Genomic DNA, 22,030 nt, shown 5'->3' with positions numbered 1-22,030 from the left:
ACTGTGGCGGTTTTTTTTAAGCCGGTCCCTTCGTATTAATTCATGACGATAAGTTTTCTGCCTTCGATGCGGAAATGTATGTCGGTTCTCTTCAGCATGACCAGCAGGCCGTTCAAAGGCACATCCCTGGTCATTTCCCCTTCAAATGCAATGTTTGGAACACCGTTTTCATACACCACCTCAATATCGTACCAGCGCTCCAGCTGGCGCATGATCTCTGCGAGCGGAACGCCTTCGAAATGGAACACGCCGTTCTTCCAGGCAACAGCCTGGTCGGTATCCGCATTTTTAATGACTTCTATCCCGGATGTTGACCGCGCTATCTGCGCCTGCTGGCCAGGTTGGAGGGTCACATCCCGGGAAACCGCCCCGGGAGCGGAAACGCGCACCGATCCTTCGAGCAGCGTGGTGGCGATAGCCTGTTCGTTTTCGTAAGCATTCAGGTTGAAGTGAGTGCCCAGCACTTCTATTTGCGCCCTGTTGGCAACACTTACCCTGAAGGGCATTTTCGCGTTCTTTGCCACTTCAAAATAGGCCTCACCGGCAACTTCCACTTTTCTTTCACTTCCCGAGAAAAAGGTGGGATACCGGATGGAGCTGGCTGCATTCAGCCATACCTGCGTGCCGTCAGGCAAGCTCACACGGAATTGCCTGCCTTTGGGCGTGGATATCGTATTGAAGGTAACTGCGTCGCCTAAGCTTTCAGCGGGATCATAAGCCAGTTGCCCGTTCGTCAATACTACGCGGGCGCCGTTCTGCTGAGCTACCAGGCCATTGCCCAGGCTGTCCAGCACCATTTCGGAGCCATCGGCCAAGGTAAGGATCGCGCCCTGGCTGCCTGGTTTTATCTCCACAGGCTTCACGGCCACCGCATCCTGGTTATCTTTTTTCTGGGCCGTCAGGAAGTAAATGCCCGCAGCAAGCAGCAGGACAACGGAAGCTGCGGCCCAGCTCCAGCGGCGCAGGTAACGGACGCGGGGAGCCGGCTTGTCGCTTTCCAGGGCTACCTGCAGCAAGGGCAGCAGTTCTTTATCCTGCGCGGCGTTTATGTCCAGCTCGCCTGCCAGCGCTTCAAACGCTGCCTGCAGGTCTTCCTGTTGCGCAGGGTCCTGCAACAGGCGCTGGAACTCAGCCTGTTCTGCTTCAGTCAGGCTTTTCCCCAGGTATTGCCTGACGAGGTGATATATACGTGTATGATCCATGGTCTATATAATAAGATGCGCGTGAAAATGACTTGTCACTATCAGTTTGTAAAAAAATCATTGTTGCCGGGGAAAAAGAATTATTCTGTGGAGCAGGGAAGGGAATGGTATGGTTTGAGTTCCCGGAAGAGATCAAAAATAACATCGAAGGAAATGATGTATGTGGATAATGGGGGTATTTATTGCAAGAAGCGGAGAAAAGCCCGTCATCCCGAGGTGCCGCAAGGGATTCTGTGTTGCGGAAAGCGCGACGAAGCAATCTCCCGCCAATATTAGGGTTACCTCCGTTCAATGAATGAGATTGCTTCGTCGCCCCTCCCGCTTTGGCTCGGCTGCTTCTCGCAATGAAGGGGTTTTAGCGTTTCGCCATCCCACCCACTTTGGCGCAGCTCCTCGCAATAAACATGCAATTAACTTGTGCCAGCCCCTGATACTGCTTATTTCAAAAAGATCATACCAGCCCCGCTCCCGGATGCTTCCACGGCTGACGGTAGGGCCTTTGCAACAAGCCCGTCGCTTCCCGGTCATTTAAAATAATGCGCTGCTTCGGGTCGTACACTACCGGCCTGCCGGTTTTCATGGAAATGTTCGCCAGTATGCAGCTTGCCGTGGAAATATGTCCGTCTTCAATGTCCGCTACCGGCCTGCCTTTGCTGGCAATAGCCTCCAGGAAATTGACCATATGCAGGCGCGTGGCGGGCGCTGCGTTCAGCTCAATGGCTTTCTCTGTTACGTCTTCAGGATACTTTTCTTTTTCATACACCACGTCTTTATGCACCGGCGTGCCGTTTTTGTCCTGCGGGATGAAATCGTAGCTCATGGTGCTGGCTTTCAGCGTGCCTTTTTCGCCATACAGCGTAAACGCCCAGGGATATTTGGGATCGGCGGGCGTGCCCCAGGTGCGGTGCTGCCATACGCAGTTGAGGCCGTCGTATTCGAATATGGCGGTTTGTGTATCGGGGATGTTCGATTTGCCTTCTTTCTGCACGTAGATGCCGCCGGTGGAACTGATGCGTTTGGGCCAGCCCAGTTGCAGCATCCAGCGCACGGTGTCCAGCATATGGATGCACATATCGCCGATGATGCCGTTGCCGTATTCGGAAAAGGTGCGCCACCAGCGGGTATGCGGCATACCGTCAAAGGGGCGGAGGGGAGCTGGGCCGGTCCACATTTCATAATCGAAATAATCGGGAACGGCTTGCAGCGGCGGGTTGCCGTTGGCGCGCATGTGATAGTAGCAGCACATTTCAACATGCGAGATCTTTCCCAGCAGTCCCGCATCTACGATATTTTTTTTCGCGTCTATCAGGTGCGGCGTGCTTTTGCGCTGGGTGCCCACCTGCACTACTTTGCCGTACTTCCGCGCAGCGGCCACCATGGCTTCGCCTTCCAGCACGTCTACGCTGATGGGTTTTTGCACGTACACGTTCGCGCCGGCTTTCAGCGCGTCTATGCATTGAAGGGCATGCCAGTGGTCGGGCGTGCCGATCAGCACGATGTCCAGTTCGTTCTCAGAAAGCAGCTTGCGGTAATCCCTGTACAGCTTCGGCACGGCGCCGCTTTTCTGCCTTTGCGACACCAGCGTTCCTGCTTCTGTAAGCAACTGGTTGTCTGCATCGCAGAGCGCCACTACATTCACCGGGGCCACCTGTATAAGGCGGAACAGGTCGCTTTTGCCATACCAGCCGGTGCCGATGAGCGCCACGCGTAAAGGTTTTGAAGGATGCAATACGTCCAGCGCGCTGGCGCCCAGCGCGGATAATACCAGGGATGCGGTAGCGCCTTTCAGGAAGTGGCGGCGGTTGATGGAGAACTGTGTCATGACCGTGGAATTGTGCAAGTTTTCAGATCAGCTAAAAATACAAAAAAAAGGCCGTCCCACAAGAGACGGCCCGCTTTGCTAACGTATATGCTAATCAACAATTTCGTCTGATGCGGGTATGTTCTTCTCAAACCCGACGTAACCCTTGTTCTGGTTGATCACGCCGTTGGGATTGGCCTGCAGCGACCTGGACGGCACCGGCCAGAACACATGGTACGGGCTGATGGTGAATTTATCGCCGTGATTGGTCACCACGCCGTCGCGGTAGAATGTATTTTTTTCTTTGATCCTGTCATAGAAAAAGTTGTTGTCTGAAAAGTTATCCATCTGGTAAGTCTTGCCGTTATAGGCAGCCTTGCCGGTCCTGGCAAAGATCAGCGCGATGCGGGTAAGCTCCGTTTTGCGGGGCTCTTCAAAGAACAGCTCGCGTGCCCGTTCGTCGAGAATGGTGCTGATATTTACTTCTGCGGCGGTAATGGGCGCCGCCTGGGCGCGCGTTCTCACTTCGTTGATATCGTTTGCCGCGAGGCCCAGTTGGTCTTTCCAGTAATAAGCCTCCGCGCGCAGCAGGTAGGTTTCGGCAAGACGGAATACGTACCAATCGGTATGCCCTCCCTGCATGGGAGAATTTTCCGTATCAGGAATGAAGATCTTGTAATGCGGCCAGCCGAACCAGCAGCGGATGGTATCGGTGCACAGCAGGCCGCCGGTGGCGTTGCGCAGCTGGAGGTTCTTCATATACCAGGCGTCGCTGGAATTTTTAAGCCCCATATCGTTGTACACGAGGTCTTCCATGTTCATCCAGTTACCTTTTTTATGGCGCAGGTCGTTGGTGTCTGACCAGATGTCGTACTGGCTGTAGTTGGTGGGCCTGCACCGGCCGATGCCCCTGCCGTAGAAGTTGCTCTGTATATATTCCGGGTTGGTGTTGTCGTTGGTTCCTTTTTTCCCGGAAGGCGTTGTGATGTTGGAGCCCCAGAACGGCACGGCCTGCCGCATGATGCGCATGCCGCCGTCGTAGCCGCCGTCGCCGAAGCGGTCGATGATCATGAACAGGCCTTCTTTATTTTCGCCGAGCGATTTGTTCTCAGGGCGGTGAAGGTCCCAGATCACATTCTTTTTGGTGGAGCCGAAAGGCTGGCGCATCAGGCTGTATTGCCCGCCGTTGATCAACGCGGTTGCGGACGCAATGGCATCGTCGAACCTGCCCAGCGCGAGATTCACTTTGGTGAGCAGGTGCAGGATGGCGCCTTTGGTCACCTCACCGCGGTTCACGTTGTCGCCCACCCAACCCTTGGCGGAATCCAGGTCTTTTTTGATGTATTCGAGGATCACGTCGCGTTTGGTGCTGAAGAAGTCGTTCTTAGGTTCGGTATGTTCCTTCATCACGGCCGGCACGTCGCCAAACTGCATACAGAGGCGGTAGTAGCGCATCGCGCGGTGGAAGTAGGCGGAGCCGAGTATGGCGTTCCTTTCGGCAGGACTGGAATACTTTGCGTTGTCTATCCTGGAGATCACGGTATTGGCGTATTTGATGCCTTTATAGCCTTCGCTCCAGTAATGGAAAATGCGCGCGCGGTCTGCGTTGTTCTCGTTCGCGAGGTCGGGCGTGATGAGCAGGTTGAGGTCCTGCGGCGGGCCGGATTTGTCGGTTACGCCATCCACCGTTACTTCGGAGAAAAGCATTTCGGTGAGGATGGGCGGATTGTCTCCGTAATATTCTATCCTGGCATTGCGCGCGCAGGCCACCAGCGCGGAGCGCATGGCTGCGGCGTCCACATAGGTGAGGTCCGGTTCGTAGAACGACAGCGGTTCGGGCTTCAGCCAGTCTTTGCCGCAGCTGCTGGTAACCATTACCGCGGCGCTTAGTATCGTGAAGAAAGTGATATGTTTTGTTCGGAATAGCATAACTCGGTTTTTTAAAGATCAGTTAAAGCGTTACGTTCAGGCCGAATGACCAGTTGCGCGCAGGCGGGTTGTTGTTGCCGTACACGTATTCGGCATCCCAGAAGTTCCAGTGCGGCTGGTAAATCCCGGCATTGCTCACGTTGGCAAACAGCTTGAAACTTTCGATGCCGTACCTGTTGATCAGCTTAGGGGGAATGGTGTACGCCAGTGCAATGGTGCTCAGGCGGATGAACGACGATTTGCGGTACACGTCGAAGCTGAGGCTGCCGTTGTTGGAGAAAAGCCTTGCTGCGTCGTTGATCGGGTTCTCCGGCGTCCAGTAAGGCATAATGTAGGAGTTCTGCCGGTCAATGAACCCGCTGTTGTTCTTCGCCATGTTGTAAGACGCCTGCTGGCCCCAGTTGGAGTAGAACATGAAGGAAAGGTCGAAGTTCCTGTAGGAGAAATCATTCCTGAATGTCCACTGGAAGCGGGGTGAGCGGTAACCGAGGAATTGGCGGTCGTCGTCGGTGAACTTGCCGTCGCCGTTCTTGTCCTCGAGTTTGAAGTCGCCGGGCTTTACGCCGAATTTGGCGGCTTCGGCGGCTTCGTTCGTTTGCCATACGCCAAGGATGCGCATGTCCCAGATCTCGTCCAGCTCGTGGCCGATGAACCAGCGGTTGGCGCGGTCGTCCAGCTCGCGGCGTTCTATCACTTTGCCGCTGGCGTCTTTGATGTCTACAGGACCGTAAAGGCTTAATATTTTATTCCTGTTCAGCGAGAAGTTGACGCTGCTTCTCCACTTGAAATTTTTCCGGTCAATGTTCACGCTGTTCAGGCTGAACTCAAAGCCTTTGTTCTGCACTTCGCCGAGGTTGTCCATTACGTTGAAGTACCCGGTAACGTCGGAGATGGTCTTGAGCACGAGCAGGTCTTTGGTGCGTTTGTCGTACACGTCCACGGAGCCGGTGAGCCTGTTCTTGAACACGCCGAAATCGAGGCCGAGGTTATAGGAAGTGCTTTTTTCCCATTTGAGGTCGGGGTTGGCCATGCGGTTGCCGTAGAGCTGCGATACCAGCACCAGCTGGCCGCTGGGCGTAATGTATTGATATTTGCCGGTGGCCAGGTCGCCCAGCGCCTGGTAGCGGCCTATTTCGCGGTTGCCGTTCACACCCCAGGATACACGCAGTTTACCGAAGTCGAGCCAGGGAAGGTTCACGAATTCCTCTTTCGAGAACACCCAGCCGAAACCCAACGCAGGGAAGTTCGCGCGCGGGTTGGAGGAACCGAAGGCGGAATAACCGTCCCTGCGGATGGATGCGGTGAGCAGGTACTTCTGTTTGAAGCCGTAGTTGAGGCGGGCCATCATCGCATCGCCGGTAGATACGGAGTCGAAGCTGGAGATCACGGGTTTGATGCCCGCGCCGATGTTGTGCCAGGTAAGGTTGTCGTTCGGGGCAAAGCCTTCATTTTCCATCTGGTTGCGCCAGTTCTGGTATTTCTCGGCGTTAAACAGCAGGGTGACGTCAAAGTCGTGGTCGCCGTAAGATTTCACCCAGCTCAGGATATTGTCCAACTGCCAGTTGTAGATGTTTTCCTGCCTCCTTACTGCGTAGCCGCCTCGGGCGGTGTAACGGAAATCTTTCGCGAGGTTGGCGTTGAAGTAACGCGCAAACTCGAAGTTGGGCGTGAAGTTCACCTGGTAGGAGAAACCATAGCCCAGGTTGCCTTTTAAATAAAGAGAGCCGAACAGGGTGTTGAATTTCTGCAGGCGGTTCTGGTATACGTTGTCCAGGAAAGGATTGGTGTTGTTGCCTACGTCGTCGTTGGGACTGTCGCGCAGGGTCACGCCATCGTCCTTGTATTTTTCGCCCCAGGGCGATGCGTTCACCATCTGCCCCCAGTTCACAGGCACCTGGCTTTCGTCGCGGTCTGCGAACTGCATGTTCAGGCCTACGGTGGCCCAGTCTGCGGCTTTCGCTTCGAGGTTGATGCGGGTGCGGAAGGTGGAGAATTTATCGCCTACAATAAAACCTTCGTTGTTGGTGTAGCCGGCGGAAATGTAATACGTCACCCGGTCGCCGCGGCCGCCCACGCTGATGGTATGGTCGTTGCGCAGGCCGTCCTGGAACATCTGGTTGTACCAGTTGGTCTGTTTGCCGGCTTTGTAGTTGCGCACTTCCACGGGCAGTATCTTCAGGCGGTTCAGCCAGATGTCCAGCGGGTCGCCCTGTGAGTTATCGTACGCTTTCCATTGTTCGATGGTGATATCGGAAGGCAAAGTGCGCGGATCGTCGAAGCGGTAGGGCTGCGCGTTGGCATTCACGCTTTTCATCACGTCTGTTCTCCATTTCACGAAACCCGGCCCGTCGTACAGCGGCTGGTCCATGGCCAGCGTGGAAAGCCCGATGTTGGAATTCAGCGTTACGGTGGGTTTGGCTTTGCTGCCGCGTTTGGTGGTGATGAGCACTACGCCCTTGGCGGATTTGGCGCCGTATACCGCCGCGGCGCTGGCGTCTTTTAATACGTCTATGGTCTGTATGTCGTTGGGATTGATGTCGCTGAGCGCGCCCGGGTAAATAACGCCATCGAGCACGAGCAGCGGGGAATAGCCTGCGCTAACGGACGAACGGCCGCGCACCACGAGGTCGCCGCCGCCTTTGGCGGAGTTGGAAGAGGTAACGGTAAGACCGGGAACATTGCCGCGGAGCGCATCCTGCACGCTGGAAGGGTTTTCATTCTCCAGTTGCGTTACTTTCACCTGGGCTACGGCGCCGGTTACATCGGCTTTTTTACGCGTGCCGTAACCTACCACCACCAGCTGGTCCAGCTCGGTAGCATTGTCTTTCAGGATGATATTCCACGAAGCCGTGGATGCCACGGGCACTTTGAGGGTCTGGTAACCGATGAAGGAAAATACCAGTACGCCGTTGTCCGGCACGTCTTTCAGTTCAAAATTCCCGTTCTCATCTGAGGAAGTTCCTTTGGTGGTGCCTTCCACTACCACGGTTACGCCCGGCAAAGCGCGGCCCGTCTGGTCTTTCACGGTTCCTTTCACCGTTTTTACGAACCTGGTGTGGAGAAGGCGGCTGGCATCATGATACCTGGCAAAGGCGGGATCACCGGCCATCAGCAGCATAAAGGTAAGCGCACAACAGCCCGAGGATAGCAATACAAGCTTGCTCCTGATACTAATTGTCATTTTGGATCAGTTTGTGGATTTAGAAATTGGAATCGATATGTGAGTGTGTGGAATCTTTGGAAATTTGATTGAACGCGGGTCGGATGCCAGTTTTTAACGTGAAATAATTGTGTTAGCTGTTACGAGGATTGTCGATTAGATTTCTTCTCTTCAAAGTGGAATTTTCACCAATTTAGTAATTGCAATCGATTTAATCCCGGCGATCATGGAAAAAATAGAGTTACAACGTTTGAAATAGATTTCGTATCATGCTATGCATAATGCAGGTTGCATGAAAAGAGGGGTCACCATAAAAGATATTGCCAAAAAGCTGAATATGTCAGTTTCCACCGTTTCGAAGGCGTTGAATAATGATGCATCCATCAGTATTTACACCAGCGAACGGGTAAAGGCGCTGGCCAAACAGCTGAACTATATTCCCAATGAAGCCGCGCGGCATTTTAAGCTCGCGAAATCATTCACGCTGGGGCTGATCATTCCCGATATACTGGACCAATATTATGCAGTGGCGGCAAACGGCGTGGAAGAAACCGCCGGGAAGCATGGTTACAACGTGATCCTCACGCAATCGCACGAAGATGAGCAGAAGGAAGAGAAGATCGTGGATGTGATGATCCGCAACCGGGTAGACGGGGTGATCGTTTCCATCACGAAGAACCGGGCAGACATGGCGCCGTTCCAGAAATTGCTGTCTATCGGCATTCCCGTGGTATGCGTGGGGCGGGAGCCTAAATCGGGCCAGTTCGATTATGTTTCTTCCAACAACCACGACGGCGGGATGATGGCCACGGAATTCCTCATAGGCAAAGGTCACCGTCATATTGCACACCTTATGGGCCCGGCGGGCATGCGCACCAGCCAGGCGCGCTTTGAAGGATATAAGCAGGCGCTGGCCAACCACGGCATCCCCTTCAGGGAAGAGCTGGTGGAAAGCGTGGATCTCACGCGCGCCGGCACTTTCAGCGCCATGAAACGCCTCATGCAGCTGCCGGAACCGCCAACGGCTATTGTCACTTTCAAAAACTACATTACGCTCGACGCGATAGATTACCTGAAAAAAAATCATCCCGCACTGGTAGACAAAGTACAGTTCACCGGCTTCGGCAACCTGCCCATCCTCCATCACCTCGATCACAAGCCACTGGCTTCCATCGAAGAAAGTTCCTTTGAAATGGGAGAAGAAGCGGCGCGTATTTTATTTGAGCGCATCGCGGAGGAAGATGACGGCGGGGAAATGGTGTACCGCAGCAGCCAGCTGCCTTGCAGGTTGGTGGTGCATGATGATGTAGAAGAGGATGCGAAGTGAAGGGATTTTTTCAGCGGTAGATCCAAAGCAGCACAGGCTTGCCGGACCGGTCCAGGTAAGGCTGGATAGTGGCAAAATACCGCGGGTTCAGCGTGGGGCAGCCGTCGCTGCGGCAAATGCCTTCGCGGGTTTCCACCATCGGTACGCAGGGGTGCCCGTGCAGCACCACAAACCTCTCAAAGGCGCGGGAATTGCTGGCGTCCAGCCCATGCAGCTTATACGCCGTTCCGAAACGGCCGCCGTATTTCCCGCCAATGCGGTATTTGCCGGGAGAGGAACATAAGCTGCCGGGCTCGTTGGAGAAAGGCACGGTTTCCATCCGGTAATCGGGCCCCTGGCCATGGCAAACGAGCGCTTCGCTCAGGGGCTTGTTCTTTTCAAGATCAAAAAATACGAAACGTTTATTGCCGGAAAACACCCCGAAGTCTATAAAACAGGCGTACCGCGTGCTGTAGCCGTTGCGGCGGGCGTATTCGCGCAGCTCTTTCACTTTGCGGCTGAGTTTTTGCATGCTCATGGAGGGCGGCTTTACCTCGGCAGGAATAGAAGGGAGCACCCGCGCCGGTTTTTTTTCTTTACAGGCGAAGAGGAAAAGGAGCAATACAGGGATGAAGTAATTCCGGAATGGCATAGCTTGATGATGCAAAATACTTTTCTTTCCACAAAAAAATACAGGCATGTTATACGAAGCGCAGGCAAGGGCTGAGATGGAAGTCTGGCAGATGAAGATGCAAAAGGCGCCGTCTTTTACAGACCGGCTCTCCAAAAATGTGCAAACCCGCATCAACCGCCTGATCCCGGAGAAAGTGCACGCCGCCATCACCGTAACCATCAAACAAATGGTAAGGGGCGTATTATACGGTTCCGCCTATACGGCGCCGAAAACGCCGGGTTTTGCTTCGTTCTTTGAACTGGAAGACGCCGTGCGCAGGCGGGTGGACGTATATAAAAAAACAGCCGCGGCAGAAGGCGGCGTTACCGGCGCGGGCGGCCTGCTGCTGGGCCTGGCCGATTTTCCCATCCTGCTAAGTATGAAGCTCAAGCTGCTTTTCGACATCGCCGCCTTTTACGGTTTCGATGTGAATGACTACAGGGAAAGGGTATACATCCTCAACATCTTCCAGCTGGCATTTAGCAGCCAGCAGCACCGGCGGAAAGTGTTTGAGCAGATCCGGGACTGGGACCGCAAAAGCAAAGAAATGCCGGAAGACATCAACGCTTTCGACTGGCTCAGCTTCCAGCAGGAATACCGTGACCATATAGACCTGGCCAAGCTCGGCCAGCTGCTGCCCGTGGTGGGCGCCGCCGTGGGCGTGGTGGTGAATTACCGGCTGGTGGAAAAGCTGGGCGTAACGGCGATGAATGCCTACCGCATGCGGCTACTTAAATAAACCTCACCGTTTTATTAATTCCCTGATATGCCCGAACTTTGGCGCAGGTATGAAAGTTTGTATTGCGGAAAAGCCCAGCGTAGCCAGGGATATTGCAGAAGTGCTGGGCGCCAAACAAAGGAAAGACGGTTATTATGAAGGCAACGGCTTCCAGGTGACGTGGACGTTCGGGCATTTCTGTACCCTCAAGGAGCCGCACGACTATTATGAATACTGGAAATACTGGCGGCTGGAAGACCTGCCCATGATCCCGCCTCACTTTGGCATCAAGCTGATCGAGAATGCGGGCGTGCAGAAGCAGTTCAAAGTGATCGAAGAACTGGTGAACCAGTCGGAAGAAGTGATCAACTGCGGCGACGCCGGGCAGGAAGGCGAGCTGATCCAGCGCTGGGTGCTGCTCAAAGCCAAATGTGCAGCCCCCGTTAAAAGGCTTTGGATATCGTCGCTCACCGAAGAAGCGATCCGCACCGGGTTCAGCCAGCTGCGCGAAAGCAGTCAATACGACAATCTCTATGCCGCCGGCAGCGCCCGTGCCATCGGCGACTGGCTGCTCGGCATGAATGCCACCCGGCTGTTCACCAAAAAATTCGCGCAGGGGAAAGCCGTGCTGTCCATCGGCCGGGTGCAAACGCCCACGCTGGCCATGATCGTGGCGCGGCAGAAAGAGATCAACGCGTTTGTATCCGCCGAATACTGGGAGCTGAAAACCATTTACAAAAAAGTGGAGTTCACTGCTACGATCGACCGCATCGTGCAACCGGAGCGTGCGGAGAAAGGATTGGCTTACCTGAAGGAACATCCTTTCGAGATCACTTCTTTCGAACGGAAAGAAGGCAAGGAAGGCAATCCCCGCCTGTTCGACCTCACCGCCCTGCAGGTGGAAGCCAATAAAAAATACGGCTACTCGGCAGACGATACGCTGAAACATATCCAGAACCTCTACGAGAAAAAACTCGTTACCTACCCGCGCGTAGATACCACGTACCTCTCTGAAGACCTGCATCCCAGGATAGAAGGCATCCTCAAAGACATGACGCCTTACGCCGGCCTCATTGCACCTATCCTGCAAAAGCCCATCCCCAAGCTCAAGTCTGTGTTCGACGACAAGAAGGTAACGGATCACCACGCCATCATTCCCACCGGCATGTACCCGGAAAACCTGCACCTGGACGAAAAACGCATTTACGACCTGGTGGCGCGCCGCTTCATTGCCGCGTTCTACCCGGAATGTAAGATATCCAACACGACCGTGCTGGGCAAGGTAGGCCAGGTGGAGTTCAAGGCAACGGGCAAGCAGGTGCTGGAGCCCGGCTGGAAAGAAGTGTATGCCAACGACGCGCCCGTGCAAAAGGAAGGAGAGGAACCGGAAGAAGGCGAAAAGATTTTACCGGTATTTGAGGTGGGGGAAAGCGGCCCGCATGAACCGCGTATTCACAAAGGAAAGACCACCCCGCCCAAACCCTATACGGAAGCCACTTTGCTGCGCGCCATGGAAACCGCCGGCAAGCAGGTGGAAGACGAGGAAATGCGCGAGCTGCTGAAAGACAATGGCATTGGCCGCCCCTCTACCCGGGCAAACATTATTGAAACCTTGTTCCGCAGAAAATATATCGAGAAGAAAAAGAAGAACATTTTCGCCACGCAAACCGGCATCGACCTGATAGACACCATCCAGAACGAACTGCTGAAAAGCCCTGAACTGACGGGTAACTGGGAACGCAAGCTGCGCCTGATCGAAAAAGGGGAGTATGCCATGGAAACCTTCAAGCAGGAGCTTATACAGATGGTGGTAGACCTCACGCAGGAAGTGAAGAGCAACACCGGCAAAGCCATTACCATCGCGCCGGAAGCGCCGCCGGTAAAAGAAGAGGAGCCGAAACCCAGGGCGCCGAAGAAACCGGTGGAGCTGGACAGCCTGCAATGCCCCAAATGCAAGGCCCACCCGGTAAAGAAAGGGAACACAGCTTACGGCTGCAGCAATTTCTCTGCCTGCGGGTTTAAAATTCCTTTCGAAATATTCGGCAAAAAACTCAGCGACAAACAGCTGGCAGACCTGCTTGTCAAAGGGAAAACCGGTAAGATCAAAGGCCTTAAGCTGGAAAACGGGGAAGTGGAAGGGAAGCTGGTGCTGGACGGAACTTTTGCGGTGACGGTGGAGAAAGGCTGAGAGGTCTTCAGATCCTTTTGTAATACAACACCGTGCCGGTAAGCCCGCCGTGCGGCTTCAGCGCAAAATCAGGGATAACGCCTGCTTTCCGGTAATTCATTTTTTCATACAATCCTGCCGCGCCTTCGTCTTCCGCGGTGTCCAGCGTCAGCAGCGTTTTGCCGCGTTCCGCGGCGATACTTTCCGCCGCGGTGAGCAGCGCGCGGGCAATGCCCTGGCCGCGGTATTTCACGCGCGTCATCATCTTCGCTATTTCCGCGCGGTGCGGTTGATTATCGGGGCAATCCAGCAAGAGTGTAACCGTTCCGGTTAGTTCGCCATCCTCGTATGCGCCGAGCACCACCCGTTCCCCGCGGTCTGCCGCGGCAAGGGAGGCTTCCCAGAATGCAAGGGCCTTTTCCCGCGGGAGCGGGTGCATAAAACTAACCGAGCCGCCACATGCGACGGTTTCGATGATAAGGTCTGCCAGGGCTGATACTACGGCGGGCTCGTTGCGGAGGGCTGTGATATGCATAAAATAAAATTCCGTCATTGCGAGGAGCAGTAGAGCCGAAGCGGGAGGGGCGACGAAGCAATCTCCTGCATTGGATTGATACACCCGGTATCTTGAGATTGCTTCGTCGCGCCTCCTGCCGCACAGAATTTCCCGTTGCTCCTCGCAATAACGGGCTGGTCTATAAATCATTTTCAAAACAACGCCGTCTGCACCACCACCGGTTTTTTCTTCGGCGGTGCGGGTTTCGGCGGTTCTATCAATTGCCCGGGAAATATCTGGTATACTTTCGATTCCGCGTAGCGCGACGCTACGGCCACTTCCACGTTGCCTGCGTGCGGGGAGAATGTTTCCAGCGCCAGCGCAGGATCGTTGTTGTCGCGGGAAAGGTGGGAAAGCAGCAGCACCTGCATGCCTTCGGGCCTGTGCTGCCTGAACAGCTCCAGCGCCTGTTGGTTGGAAAGATGCCCGTGGCCGCCACGGATGCGGTTTTTCAGGAAAATGGGGTAACGCCCTTTCTCCAGCATATCCGTATCATAATTCGCTTCCAGGAAAGCCGCATGGCATTGCCGGAAATGATGCACCAGTTGGTCGCAGCACCGGCCGATGTCTGTGAACACCCCGATGGTGACGCCGTTGCCGCTTACGAGGAAACTGTGCGGGTCGCTGGCATCGTGGTATTTGACGAACGCGGTTACCTGCAATTGCCCGATGGTAACGGGTTCCTGCGGTTTAAATACGATGCCTTCAAGCTGCATGCGGCTGTGGTGAAGGGTTTGCTCGGTAATATAAACGGGAAGGCGGTATTTTTTGGCCAGCATGGGCACACCGCTGATGTGATCTGTATGTTCGTGGGAGATGAAAATAGCTTTTACAGTGTCCATCTTCAGGCCAAGGCGCTTCATGCGGCGTTCGGTTTCGCGGCAGGAAATGCCCGCGTCTACCAGGATCGCTTCTTCGGCGTTCCCGATATAATAACAGTTCCCGTTACTGCCTGAATTTAAAGATGTGATGAACAACGACATGTACCTGCAAAGAAACAGATTTTAATTCACATCGTAGGGGATGGATACCAGCATTTCTATCCGGCCTTCCGGCAGGGCGGTAAGCTCGAATTTTCCTTCATGCAGCTCGGCCACGTAGGCGATCAGGCTGCAGATGCGCTGGTCCAGGAAAGCCTGGAGGCTCTCGTTGCTGATGCTGGAGATGGAGCTGGAAAGGGTGCGGTCGTTTGGGTTGGCTAGGTACACGCCTTTGAGGGTCACGGCGTCCTGCCCGAAAGTAATGTCCAGCCGGGGAGTTTCCTTCATGTCCGCATTGCGGTGCATGCGGAAAAGCAGGTTGAGGAGCAGTTGTTTCACCAGGAATTCATCCACATACGCCACTTCACGGTCGCTTTCCGTGCGGAAGTGGACCCAGCCGGCAAACAGCGGGGCATACCGCTCGTCTTCCACCTGGTTCTTCAGCAGCTTCACGATCTGTGTCGGCGCTCTTTTCGAAGTGAGGGACTTGTTGAGTATGTGCTGGATGATGCGCACATTCTGCAACAGGAATTCCAGTTCAATCACCTGCAGTTTGATCGCAGCGGCCTGCCGGTTGATCTTTTCCCCGCTTTTTTCCAGGCTGAACTGCCCTGATCCATATAGCTCAATCAATTCAACGCTGGATAAAATACCGGAAAGAATGGACCTGATTTCATGGAATACATCTTCGATAAGACCCTTATTTTCAGGAAATTTACTTGCTCCCGTAGAAGAAATCATTATGCAACCCTTGTTTTATGTATTCAGTTTTAAAAAGCCGCTAATATACGAACGGTTAACGTGTTTTTTAAAATTACAAATTTTTTAATTATAAGAGTTCATTTTTTATGACGCCGCCGCTCAATTTTGTAAGAACGGAAGCATCAGGCAATGGACGGCTCAGCACGTCCAGGTGCCGCTGGTGGTGGGCATCGGTACCGGTGAATTGCACCAGCCCCGCGTTCACCAGCTGCAGCGCCATTTTCTGCACTCGTGTGCCGTAATAGCCGTGAAGGGAAAGGATATTTACCTGCAGCAGCACGCCCGCTTCCTGCAGGTCGTAATAAAAATCGATGTCGCCATGCTGGTACATATATCGCTCCGGATGCGCCAGGATGGGCTCGTAGCCGGCCATTTTCAGGTTGAAGAAAACGGAGCGGTAATTGACGGGCAGCGCCACGAACGGGAACTCCACCAGCACATATTTCCCGTTGATGGTGAGCAGCGGCGTTTTATCTTCCAGCAGCGATTCAAAATAATCGTCCATGAGATATTCCGCCGCCGCATCCAGCTCCACGCTGATGCCGGCTTTTTCCACTTCGGCGCGCAGGGCGTCCAGCGCGGGGAGAATGGTGTCTGCATCGTTGTGCCAGATGCCGCTCATGATGTGCGGGGTGGTGATCAGTTTCGTATATCCCAGCCCGTTTAGCTGCCGTATCAGGGAAAGCGAATCGTCCATGGTCTTGGCGCCATCGTCTAACCCGGGCAACAGGTGGGAGTGCATGTCCTGCCGGTTCAAATCAAAATGCATTTTTTTCTCCTTTTATGGTGTTGGCCACCGTTAAGAAAATGATGCGCAGGTCCAGGTAAACAGACCAGTGCTCCATGTACCAGATATCGTGCTCCACGCGTTTGCGCAGCTGACTTTCTTCGGTGATCTCACCCCTGAAGCCGTTTACCTGCGCCCAGCCGCTGATGCCGGGTTTCAGATAGTGGCGGATCATGTACTGCTGTATGATGCGGGAATATTCTTCGGTATGTTTCAGCATGTGTGGGCGGGGGCCGATGATAGACATGTCGCCGGCCAGCACATTGAGGAACTGCGGGATCTCGTCCAGGTTGGTTTTGCGCAGGATCCGCCCGACGCGCGTAAAACGGCGGTCGTTGCGGGTGGCCTGCCTGTCGTTTGCCTCTTTGTTCACATACATGCTGCGCAGCTTCAGGCAGCGGAAGGTCTTATTGTTGCGGCCGGTGCGGTGCTGCACGAAAAATACCGGCCCCTTGGATTCAAGCCTGATCAGGATGGCCAGCAATGGAATGAGCCAGCTGAGCAGGAAAATGGTGACCAGTCCGCTGAAAAGCAGGTCGAACAAGCGTTTGCGGATCTGGTTGGCCAGGTCGTCCAGCGGTTCGGAGCGCAGGGAGATCACGGGAATGTTATTGAAATAATCCACGTAGATCTGCCGGTTCACAAACATCCTGAAGTCAGGCACGAACCTGAAGTGGATGAAATGCTGTTCTGCCTCGTACGCCAGCGTATAGAGGTAGGGGTTCTCTTCAGGCGACAGCGTGGAGTAGATCTCCCGGATGTTGTTGTCTTTCGCATACGGCACGCATTCCTTCAGCCCGCCAATCACGGGGTAGTAGGAGAGCTCGTTCACCTTGTTGTATTCTTCAAAGTATCCTTCAAACTTCAGGTTGCTTTTTTCGGTCACCAGGTTGTCCGCCAGTTTTTTGGACATTTCGTTGTACCCCAGTATCACCATTTTCCTTTCCACGTCCTTGCTTTTGAGGAGGGAATTGGTGACCCAGAAAAAAAGCAGCCGGTTCAGCACCACCATCACGGAAAAGAGGATGCAATACATGATGACGAAGAAACGGGAATACAGTTCGCCGTACAGGAAAAGGAACAGCAGCAGCATGAGCAGGTAGAACACGATGGCCTGCACGGTCTTCCGCGCCATCCTTTCGTAGCTCAGTTGCTGCGTGAGCGCGTAAATGCCGGTGGTGTACAGGCCGATGGCCCAGGCTACGTTGGATACGAGCAGGAAAGCGTCTGCCCCGGTATGTATCTGCAGGTCGTACTGGCGCAGGCCGAAGCCGGCCACGAAAAATATAGCGTTGAGCCAGATGAAATCCAGCACGATGATCTGTATGAGACTGATTTTAAGATAACGGCTTAACATAGTTGCTGATTACGGTTAACGACAATTTCTTCGAACCGGCCCATCACGCCGGAAATGGCCAGGTGCTCCGCGGCATAGGCGCGCGCGTTGCCGGTAATGCCGGCGCTTTCGCCGCTCACGGCCAGCGCCACGCCTTCGTTCAGCGCCTGCTGGTCTTCTGCGTTCACGAGGATGCCCATCTGGTATTTGTCTACCAGCGCATGCAGCCCGGAGCCCGGGTTGGCGGTAACGAGCGCAAGCCCGCCCACGGCCAGTATGGTGCTGAGTTTGGAAGGCATTACGAGGTCCGACGCGCCGGCTTTCTGGATCACTAAATGCACATCGGCCATATTGAGGAAACGGTTGAATTTTTCGAACGGCTGGATGGGATAGAAGATCACATTGGACAGTTCCAGCTGCGCAGCCATGGCTTCCAGCTTGGATTTGTAGGGCCCTGAGCCGCATACCACGAACTTCAGGTCCGGCCGGTTGCGCATGGCCTTAGCTGTATGCAAAATAGCTTCCAGCCCCTGCTTTTCGCCGATGGCGCCGGAATAGAGGATCACTTTATCTGTGGGCTGAAAACCGTATTCCTGCTTCAGTGCGGCCTTATCGTCTACGGGGAAGAACAGCGAAGTATCTACCCAGTTGGGGAAAAATTGCACACGCCCGGGTATTTTCTGGCCAATACGCTGCATCATGCCGTCGGAAATGCTGCTCACCACGTCCGCCCGCTTGAGGATGTACCGTTCCACGCCAAAAAGCATGTTGATGAGCTTATCCGAACGGATCATCTGCAGGTCGCGCGCGGCTTCTATCTGCAGGTCCTGGATGTGGTAGAGGAACTGCGCGCCGCGGAGCTTTTTGTATAGCACGGCCAGCAGCCCCAGCTGGAATGACGGCGCTACGGTGATCACCAGGTCATGTTTTTTGCCGGGGATGAGCTGCAATAATTTGAAGAACGCAGACATGGAAAACGACAGGTCGAGCAGCATGCGTTTTTTGCCGGTAGGCTGCGCGGGCACGTATTGCGGGCAGCGGTACACTTTCAGGTTGCCGCCGTGGCTCACTTCTTTTGTATACCAGCGTTTGTGGCGGTCGTACGGCTTTTGCACTTCCCACTGCGGGTAGTAAGGGTAGGAGGTGATCACGGTGCATTGATAGCCGTTCTCCACCAGCCAGTTGATCATTTCCCCGTTATATTTTCCGATCCCGGTGGGCTCAGGGGAGAAGTTCCCACCGATCAGCAATACTCTTTTAGGCATTTGTTTTCATCGTTCTTTTTCGCACAAAAGCGGCAGGATTGCCGGCGTAGATATGCCAGGGCTCCAGGTTTTTGGTGGCGACTGATTTTACGGTTAAAATGGAATGCGACCCGCAGGAAACACCCGGGCATACGATGGATTCAGCGCCGATCCACACGCCGTCGTCCAGTTTGATCTTGCCGAGGCGGTAAGGGAAATCGGCCTGGGTGTAGTCGTGGTTGCCGGTAAGCAGCAGCGCGCCCTGCGATACGCACACGTGGTTGCCGATGTGCACGTCTTCCAGGTTGTCTATCCACACGGATTCGCCGATCCAGCAATGGTCGCCGATGGTGAGGCGCCAGGGATTCTTGATCCGTACTTTGGTCTTGATCACGAGCCCTTTTCCCACCTTTGCGCCGAAAAGGCGCAGCAGGCGCGATTTGAAGCCGTAGGGCCAGGGAAAGGCGCTGTTCATGATATAATAATTCACGAAATACCAGCTGAGCACTTTCCATTTCGGGCCGGCCTTGTAAGCGCCGGTGTTGAATGCGGACAGATCGGTCGTCATTTCCATCAGATGGCAATGTTATAATCGGTTCTTAACAGTTCTATGAGCTTTTCCTTCCGGGTGTCGCCCTGGAGTTTCTCTTCAAATTCCTTCATGTTCACGTCTACCAGCAGGCGGTACCAGTAACCCTGCATGAAATGGAAGATGAAGCCTTTGTAACCGTCCAGGAAGCCGAAGCGGAGGAAGTAGCGGAAGAAGAAATACAGGCTGGCCCTGGCGCCGGGCGACAGGGAAGCGTATACTTTTTCTTTCAGGTAACGTTTGCGTTTGGCCTGCGAGCTTTCGTTCTGCAGCAGCCTGCCGTCGTTTTCCAGGAAGTGGTATTTGATGTTCAGCAGGTCCACCATTTCGCGGATGGCATAGTTGTTATGTTTGTTCACCCACCAGTGGATGGAGTTCAGGTTGTGGTCCACAATGTGCTCTTTCAGCATCATGGTGCCGTCGCCGGAGAGCACGATGTGCTCGTCCATCCAGCGCTGCTCTATGCTGCCCGCGCCGTTGCGCCAGATGCGCAGCAGGGTGTGCGGGTAGAAGCCGCCGTAGCGGATCCATTTGTCTTTGAACAGCACTTTCCGGCGGATGTAGATGCCGGTGATGTTACCCGGGATGTTGGCTTCGTTGATCTCCTTTACCAATGCGGGTTCCAGGTATTCGTCCGCATCCATGCGCATCACCCAGGGGTTCTGGATGCCGCAGTTGTCCAGCGCCCACTGGAACTGCACGGCGTAGTTCACCCATTTGTTGCGGAAGATGCGGGCGCCGAAAGATTCGGCGATGGCCACGGTATCGTCGGTAGATCCTGCGTCGATGATGCAGATGTCGTCGCTCACCTGCCGCATGCTTTCCAGGCAGCGGCCGATATGTTTTTGTTCGTTGAAGGTTAATATGATCACCGTGATCTTCATGACGCTTTCTTTTTGCCGGAGTGTTTGTACATGCTCACATAATCGGATGCCAGCCTGGATTCGTTGAAATCTTCCTGCACTTTCAGGATGGCCGCCGCGTTGATGCGCGCGCGGTCTTCATGGCTGTTGTAGGCGGTGATGAGCTTGTTCCGCACTTCTTCCACATCGCTGATGCCGGTTACCCAGCCCAGGTCGTTCCTTTTCACATAAGGCGCCAGGCCCACATGTTCACTCACCAGCACGGGCGTGCCCACTGCAAGACTTTCCAGCACCACCATCGCAAAATTTTCGTTGTGCGAGGTGAGCGCAAAAAGGTCGGAACCGGCCAGGAAGGCGAATTTCTCTTCTTTGTCCTTCCAGCCTGCCCATTCTACTTTATCCTCCAGGCCCAGTTGGGTAACGCGGGCGCGCAGTTCTTCAAGGTAAGCGGCATCGCCATCGCCGGCTATCTTCAGTACAAAGGGGAAATCTACCTTGGAAAGCGCCAGCAGCAATATGTCCAGCCCTTTTTTGGGATGGATGCGGGAGAAGAAGCTGATGGTGAAAACTTCGTTGGCTTTCCGCTCGTAGCTTCCCTCGGGCAGGCTCACGAGGTTGTAGATGATCTCGTTGTCCCATTTGCTGTTGATGCGCAGGCAGTCGTCGCGCTCCATGTCGGAGGTGGTATGCAGGTAAGTGCGGCGCAGCAGGTGCTTGCCGAGCATGTTGTGCAGTATTTTTTTGGAAAGTTTGTTTTTGTGGTTGAACACGAAGTCGCACAGCACGCCGCGCGGGCTCAGCACCGGGCGTATGCCCCTGATGGAGCAGATGAGCGAAGCGCCCATCACCAGGAAGTTCCACCAGCTGTGGATGTGCACGACGTCGTAATCGTTGGCGGTGGCCCAGGTGGTACTCCACAGGCTGGGTGATACATGCGTATGATCTTTGGTGATGCGGGGGAAATATTTTACTTCCACGCCGTTCACCACTTGTGTTTCTTTAACGGGTACATCCAGTTCTTGTTCGCCGTTGGCGGTGGTGGTGTACACCATCACGCGGTGCCCCAGGTTGGCCAGCCCTTCCGCCAGCTTCGATACGCTGATGATAGGGCCGCCGTAGATATAGGCTGGTTTGTATGAAGGGACGATAAACAGAATTTTCATGTCAGAATTTATTTCCTTTATAGGTTAACTTTTGATAGATGCCTTTGACGTTACGGGCTTTGGCGTATAGCTCGTAAATGTACCTGCGGAAGTTGGCGGCGGGCAGGTTCAGGTCCTGCAGCATCTGGTGATGTTCCGCCTGCATTTTGCCCGTAACGGATACGGAAAACGAACCGCCGTGCAAGCGGTATTCTCCCAGCGGCATGGGCACGTAACCTTTACGCACGGAAGGGTCCAGGCAAACGGTCAGCAGGAATTTGGAATCCGCCGAGTACTTGAGATTTTTATCGAACCCGCGGTGTTTGTCGTAAATGCGCCGCGTCCAGAAGGAGCTTTGCTGGGCGAACGGCACCCGGCGCAGCTGGCGGATGGCCTGGAAGCCAAGCGGCACGGCCTTGTAGGAAAAGATCACGGCGCCGTGTTCGTTGATGTAGTTCACATCGCCGTATACAAGGTCGCATTGCTGCTTTTCGAATTTGTCCACCACTTTTTCCAGGGTGTAAGGCAGCAGGCGGTCGTCCGCATTGATGTAACAGAGGTATTTGCCGGTAGCTTTGTCGAAACCCTTGCGCAGCGCGTCGTACATGCCTTCGTCCTTTTCGGAGATGACCACGTCTATCAGCCCGCGGTTGGCGGAAACGATCTCCATGGTCTTGTCTGTACTCGCCCCGTCTACCACGATGATCTCGAAATTGCGGTAGGTCTGGTTAAAGATGCTGTCCAGTGTTTCTTTGATGAATTCCTGCCCGTTGTATACCGGTATAACTATTGAGACCAGTGCTGACATATATTTT

Annotated in this window: 18 protein-coding genes; 3 read left to right on the top strand and 15 right to left on the bottom strand. The window is 54.3% G+C overall.

Annotated elements, in window-relative coordinates; genetic code table 11:
• Positions 1–35 precede the first annotated feature (35 nt).
• The 4 genes from R3I13_RS23645 to R3I13_RS23630 all read right to left on the bottom strand — a co-directional run bounded on the left by R3I13_RS23645 (position 36) and on the right by R3I13_RS23630 (position 8,113).
• Positions 36–1,202: a FecR domain-containing protein gene (locus R3I13_RS23645; protein WP_346320456.1), complete on the bottom strand. Its 1,167-nt coding sequence runs from the start codon at positions 1,200–1,202 to the stop codon at positions 36–38.
• Positions 1,203–1,653: 451 nt separating this feature from the next.
• A complete protein-coding gene (locus R3I13_RS23640; RefSeq protein ID WP_346320455.1) occupies positions 1,654–3,024 on the bottom strand; it encodes a Gfo/Idh/MocA family oxidoreductase in 1,371 nt (456 codons plus the stop codon).
• 90 nt (positions 3,025–3,114) lie between these two features.
• Complete coding sequence (locus tag R3I13_RS23635; RefSeq protein ID WP_346320454.1) at positions 3,115–4,932, bottom strand: RagB/SusD family nutrient uptake outer membrane protein; 1,818 nt, start codon at positions 4,930–4,932, stop codon at positions 3,115–3,117.
• A gap of 22 nt (positions 4,933–4,954) precedes the next feature.
• Positions 4,955–8,113, bottom strand: a complete 3,159-nt coding sequence (locus R3I13_RS23630) for a TonB-dependent receptor (RefSeq protein ID WP_346320453.1) — start codon at positions 8,111–8,113, stop codon at positions 4,955–4,957.
• 253 nt (positions 8,114–8,366) lie between these two features.
• Here R3I13_RS23630 and R3I13_RS23625 point away from each other — a divergent pair, with 253 nt between their 5' ends.
• Positions 8,367–9,419 (top strand): LacI family DNA-binding transcriptional regulator, encoded by a 1,053-nt coding sequence (locus tag R3I13_RS23625; RefSeq protein WP_346320452.1) that lies wholly within the window; start codon positions 8,367–8,369, stop codon positions 9,417–9,419.
• A gap of 10 nt (positions 9,420–9,429) precedes the next feature.
• Here the strand turns inward: R3I13_RS23625 and R3I13_RS23620 are convergent, their stop codons facing one another.
• On the bottom strand, positions 9,430–9,936 hold the full coding sequence (locus R3I13_RS23620; protein ID WP_346320451.1) for a murein L,D-transpeptidase catalytic domain-containing protein: 507 nt from the start codon (positions 9,934–9,936) through the stop codon (positions 9,430–9,432).
• Positions 9,937–10,096: 160 nt separating this feature from the next.
• Between R3I13_RS23620 and R3I13_RS23615 the strand changes: the two genes are divergently transcribed.
• Both R3I13_RS23615 and R3I13_RS23610 read left to right on the top strand, forming a co-directional pair.
• A complete protein-coding gene (locus tag R3I13_RS23615; protein WP_346320450.1) occupies positions 10,097–10,810 on the top strand; it encodes an EcsC family protein in 714 nt (237 codons plus the stop codon).
• Between the two features lie 49 nt (positions 10,811–10,859).
• Positions 10,860–12,977: a DNA topoisomerase 3 gene (locus R3I13_RS23610; protein ID WP_346320449.1), complete on the top strand. Its 2,118-nt coding sequence runs from the start codon at positions 10,860–10,862 to the stop codon at positions 12,975–12,977.
• Between the two features lie 7 nt (positions 12,978–12,984).
• Here the strand turns inward: R3I13_RS23610 and R3I13_RS23605 are convergent, their stop codons facing one another.
• From R3I13_RS23605 to R3I13_RS23560, 10 genes are all read right to left on the bottom strand, one after another.
• Positions 12,985–13,491 carry a GNAT family N-acetyltransferase gene (locus tag R3I13_RS23605; protein ID WP_346320448.1) on the bottom strand — a complete coding sequence of 169 codons (507 nt, stop codon included), beginning with the start codon at positions 13,489–13,491 and terminating at the stop codon, positions 12,985–12,987.
• A gap of 173 nt (positions 13,492–13,664) precedes the next feature.
• Positions 13,665–14,495, bottom strand: coding sequence for an MBL fold metallo-hydrolase (locus R3I13_RS23600; protein WP_346320447.1), 831 nt, complete (start codon positions 14,493–14,495; stop codon positions 13,665–13,667).
• 21 nt (positions 14,496–14,516) lie between these two features.
• Positions 14,517–15,125, bottom strand: coding sequence for a hypothetical protein (locus R3I13_RS23595; RefSeq protein ID WP_346320446.1), 609 nt, complete (start codon positions 15,123–15,125; stop codon positions 14,517–14,519).
• A gap of 196 nt (positions 15,126–15,321) precedes the next feature.
• Positions 15,322–16,023, bottom strand: a complete 702-nt coding sequence (locus R3I13_RS23590) for a CpsB/CapC family capsule biosynthesis tyrosine phosphatase (RefSeq protein ID WP_346320445.1) — start codon at positions 16,021–16,023, stop codon at positions 15,322–15,324.
• The gene (locus tag R3I13_RS23585) at positions 16,013–17,398 is read right to left on the bottom strand and encodes an undecaprenyl-phosphate glucose phosphotransferase (protein WP_346320444.1); all 1,386 of its coding nucleotides are present in this window, start codon (positions 17,396–17,398) and stop codon (positions 16,013–16,015) included. The genes R3I13_RS23590 and R3I13_RS23585 overlap by 11 nt, the downstream gene beginning before the upstream one ends.
• Positions 17,392–18,642, bottom strand: a complete 1,251-nt coding sequence (locus R3I13_RS23580; RefSeq protein ID WP_346320443.1) for a WcaI family glycosyltransferase — start codon at positions 18,640–18,642, stop codon at positions 17,392–17,394. Before R3I13_RS23580 ends, R3I13_RS23585 begins: the two co-directional genes overlap by 7 nt.
• On the bottom strand, positions 18,635–19,195 hold the full coding sequence (locus tag R3I13_RS23575; RefSeq protein WP_346320442.1) for a WcaF family extracellular polysaccharide biosynthesis acetyltransferase: 561 nt from the start codon (positions 19,193–19,195) through the stop codon (positions 18,635–18,637). Before R3I13_RS23575 ends, R3I13_RS23580 begins: the two co-directional genes overlap by 8 nt.
• On the bottom strand, positions 19,195–20,094 hold the full coding sequence (locus R3I13_RS23570) for a glycosyltransferase family 2 protein (protein WP_346320441.1): 900 nt from the start codon (positions 20,092–20,094) through the stop codon (positions 19,195–19,197). The genes R3I13_RS23575 and R3I13_RS23570 overlap by 1 nt, the downstream gene beginning before the upstream one ends.
• A complete protein-coding gene (locus R3I13_RS23565) occupies positions 20,091–21,236 on the bottom strand; it encodes a glycosyltransferase (RefSeq protein ID WP_346320440.1) in 1,146 nt (381 codons plus the stop codon). The genes R3I13_RS23570 and R3I13_RS23565 overlap by 4 nt, the downstream gene beginning before the upstream one ends.
• A gap of 1 nt (position 21,237) precedes the next feature.
• Positions 21,238–22,023 carry a glycosyltransferase family 2 protein gene (locus R3I13_RS23560; RefSeq protein WP_346320439.1) on the bottom strand — a complete coding sequence of 262 codons (786 nt, stop codon included), beginning with the start codon at positions 22,021–22,023 and terminating at the stop codon, positions 21,238–21,240.
• Positions 22,024–22,030: the final 7 nt, after the last annotated feature.

This window comes from Chitinophaga sp. YIM B06452 (assembly GCF_039655965.1).
Lineage (GTDB): Bacteria > Bacteroidota > Bacteroidia > Chitinophagales > Chitinophagaceae > Chitinophaga.
This window is presented reverse-complemented; position numbering and strand designations above follow the sequence as displayed.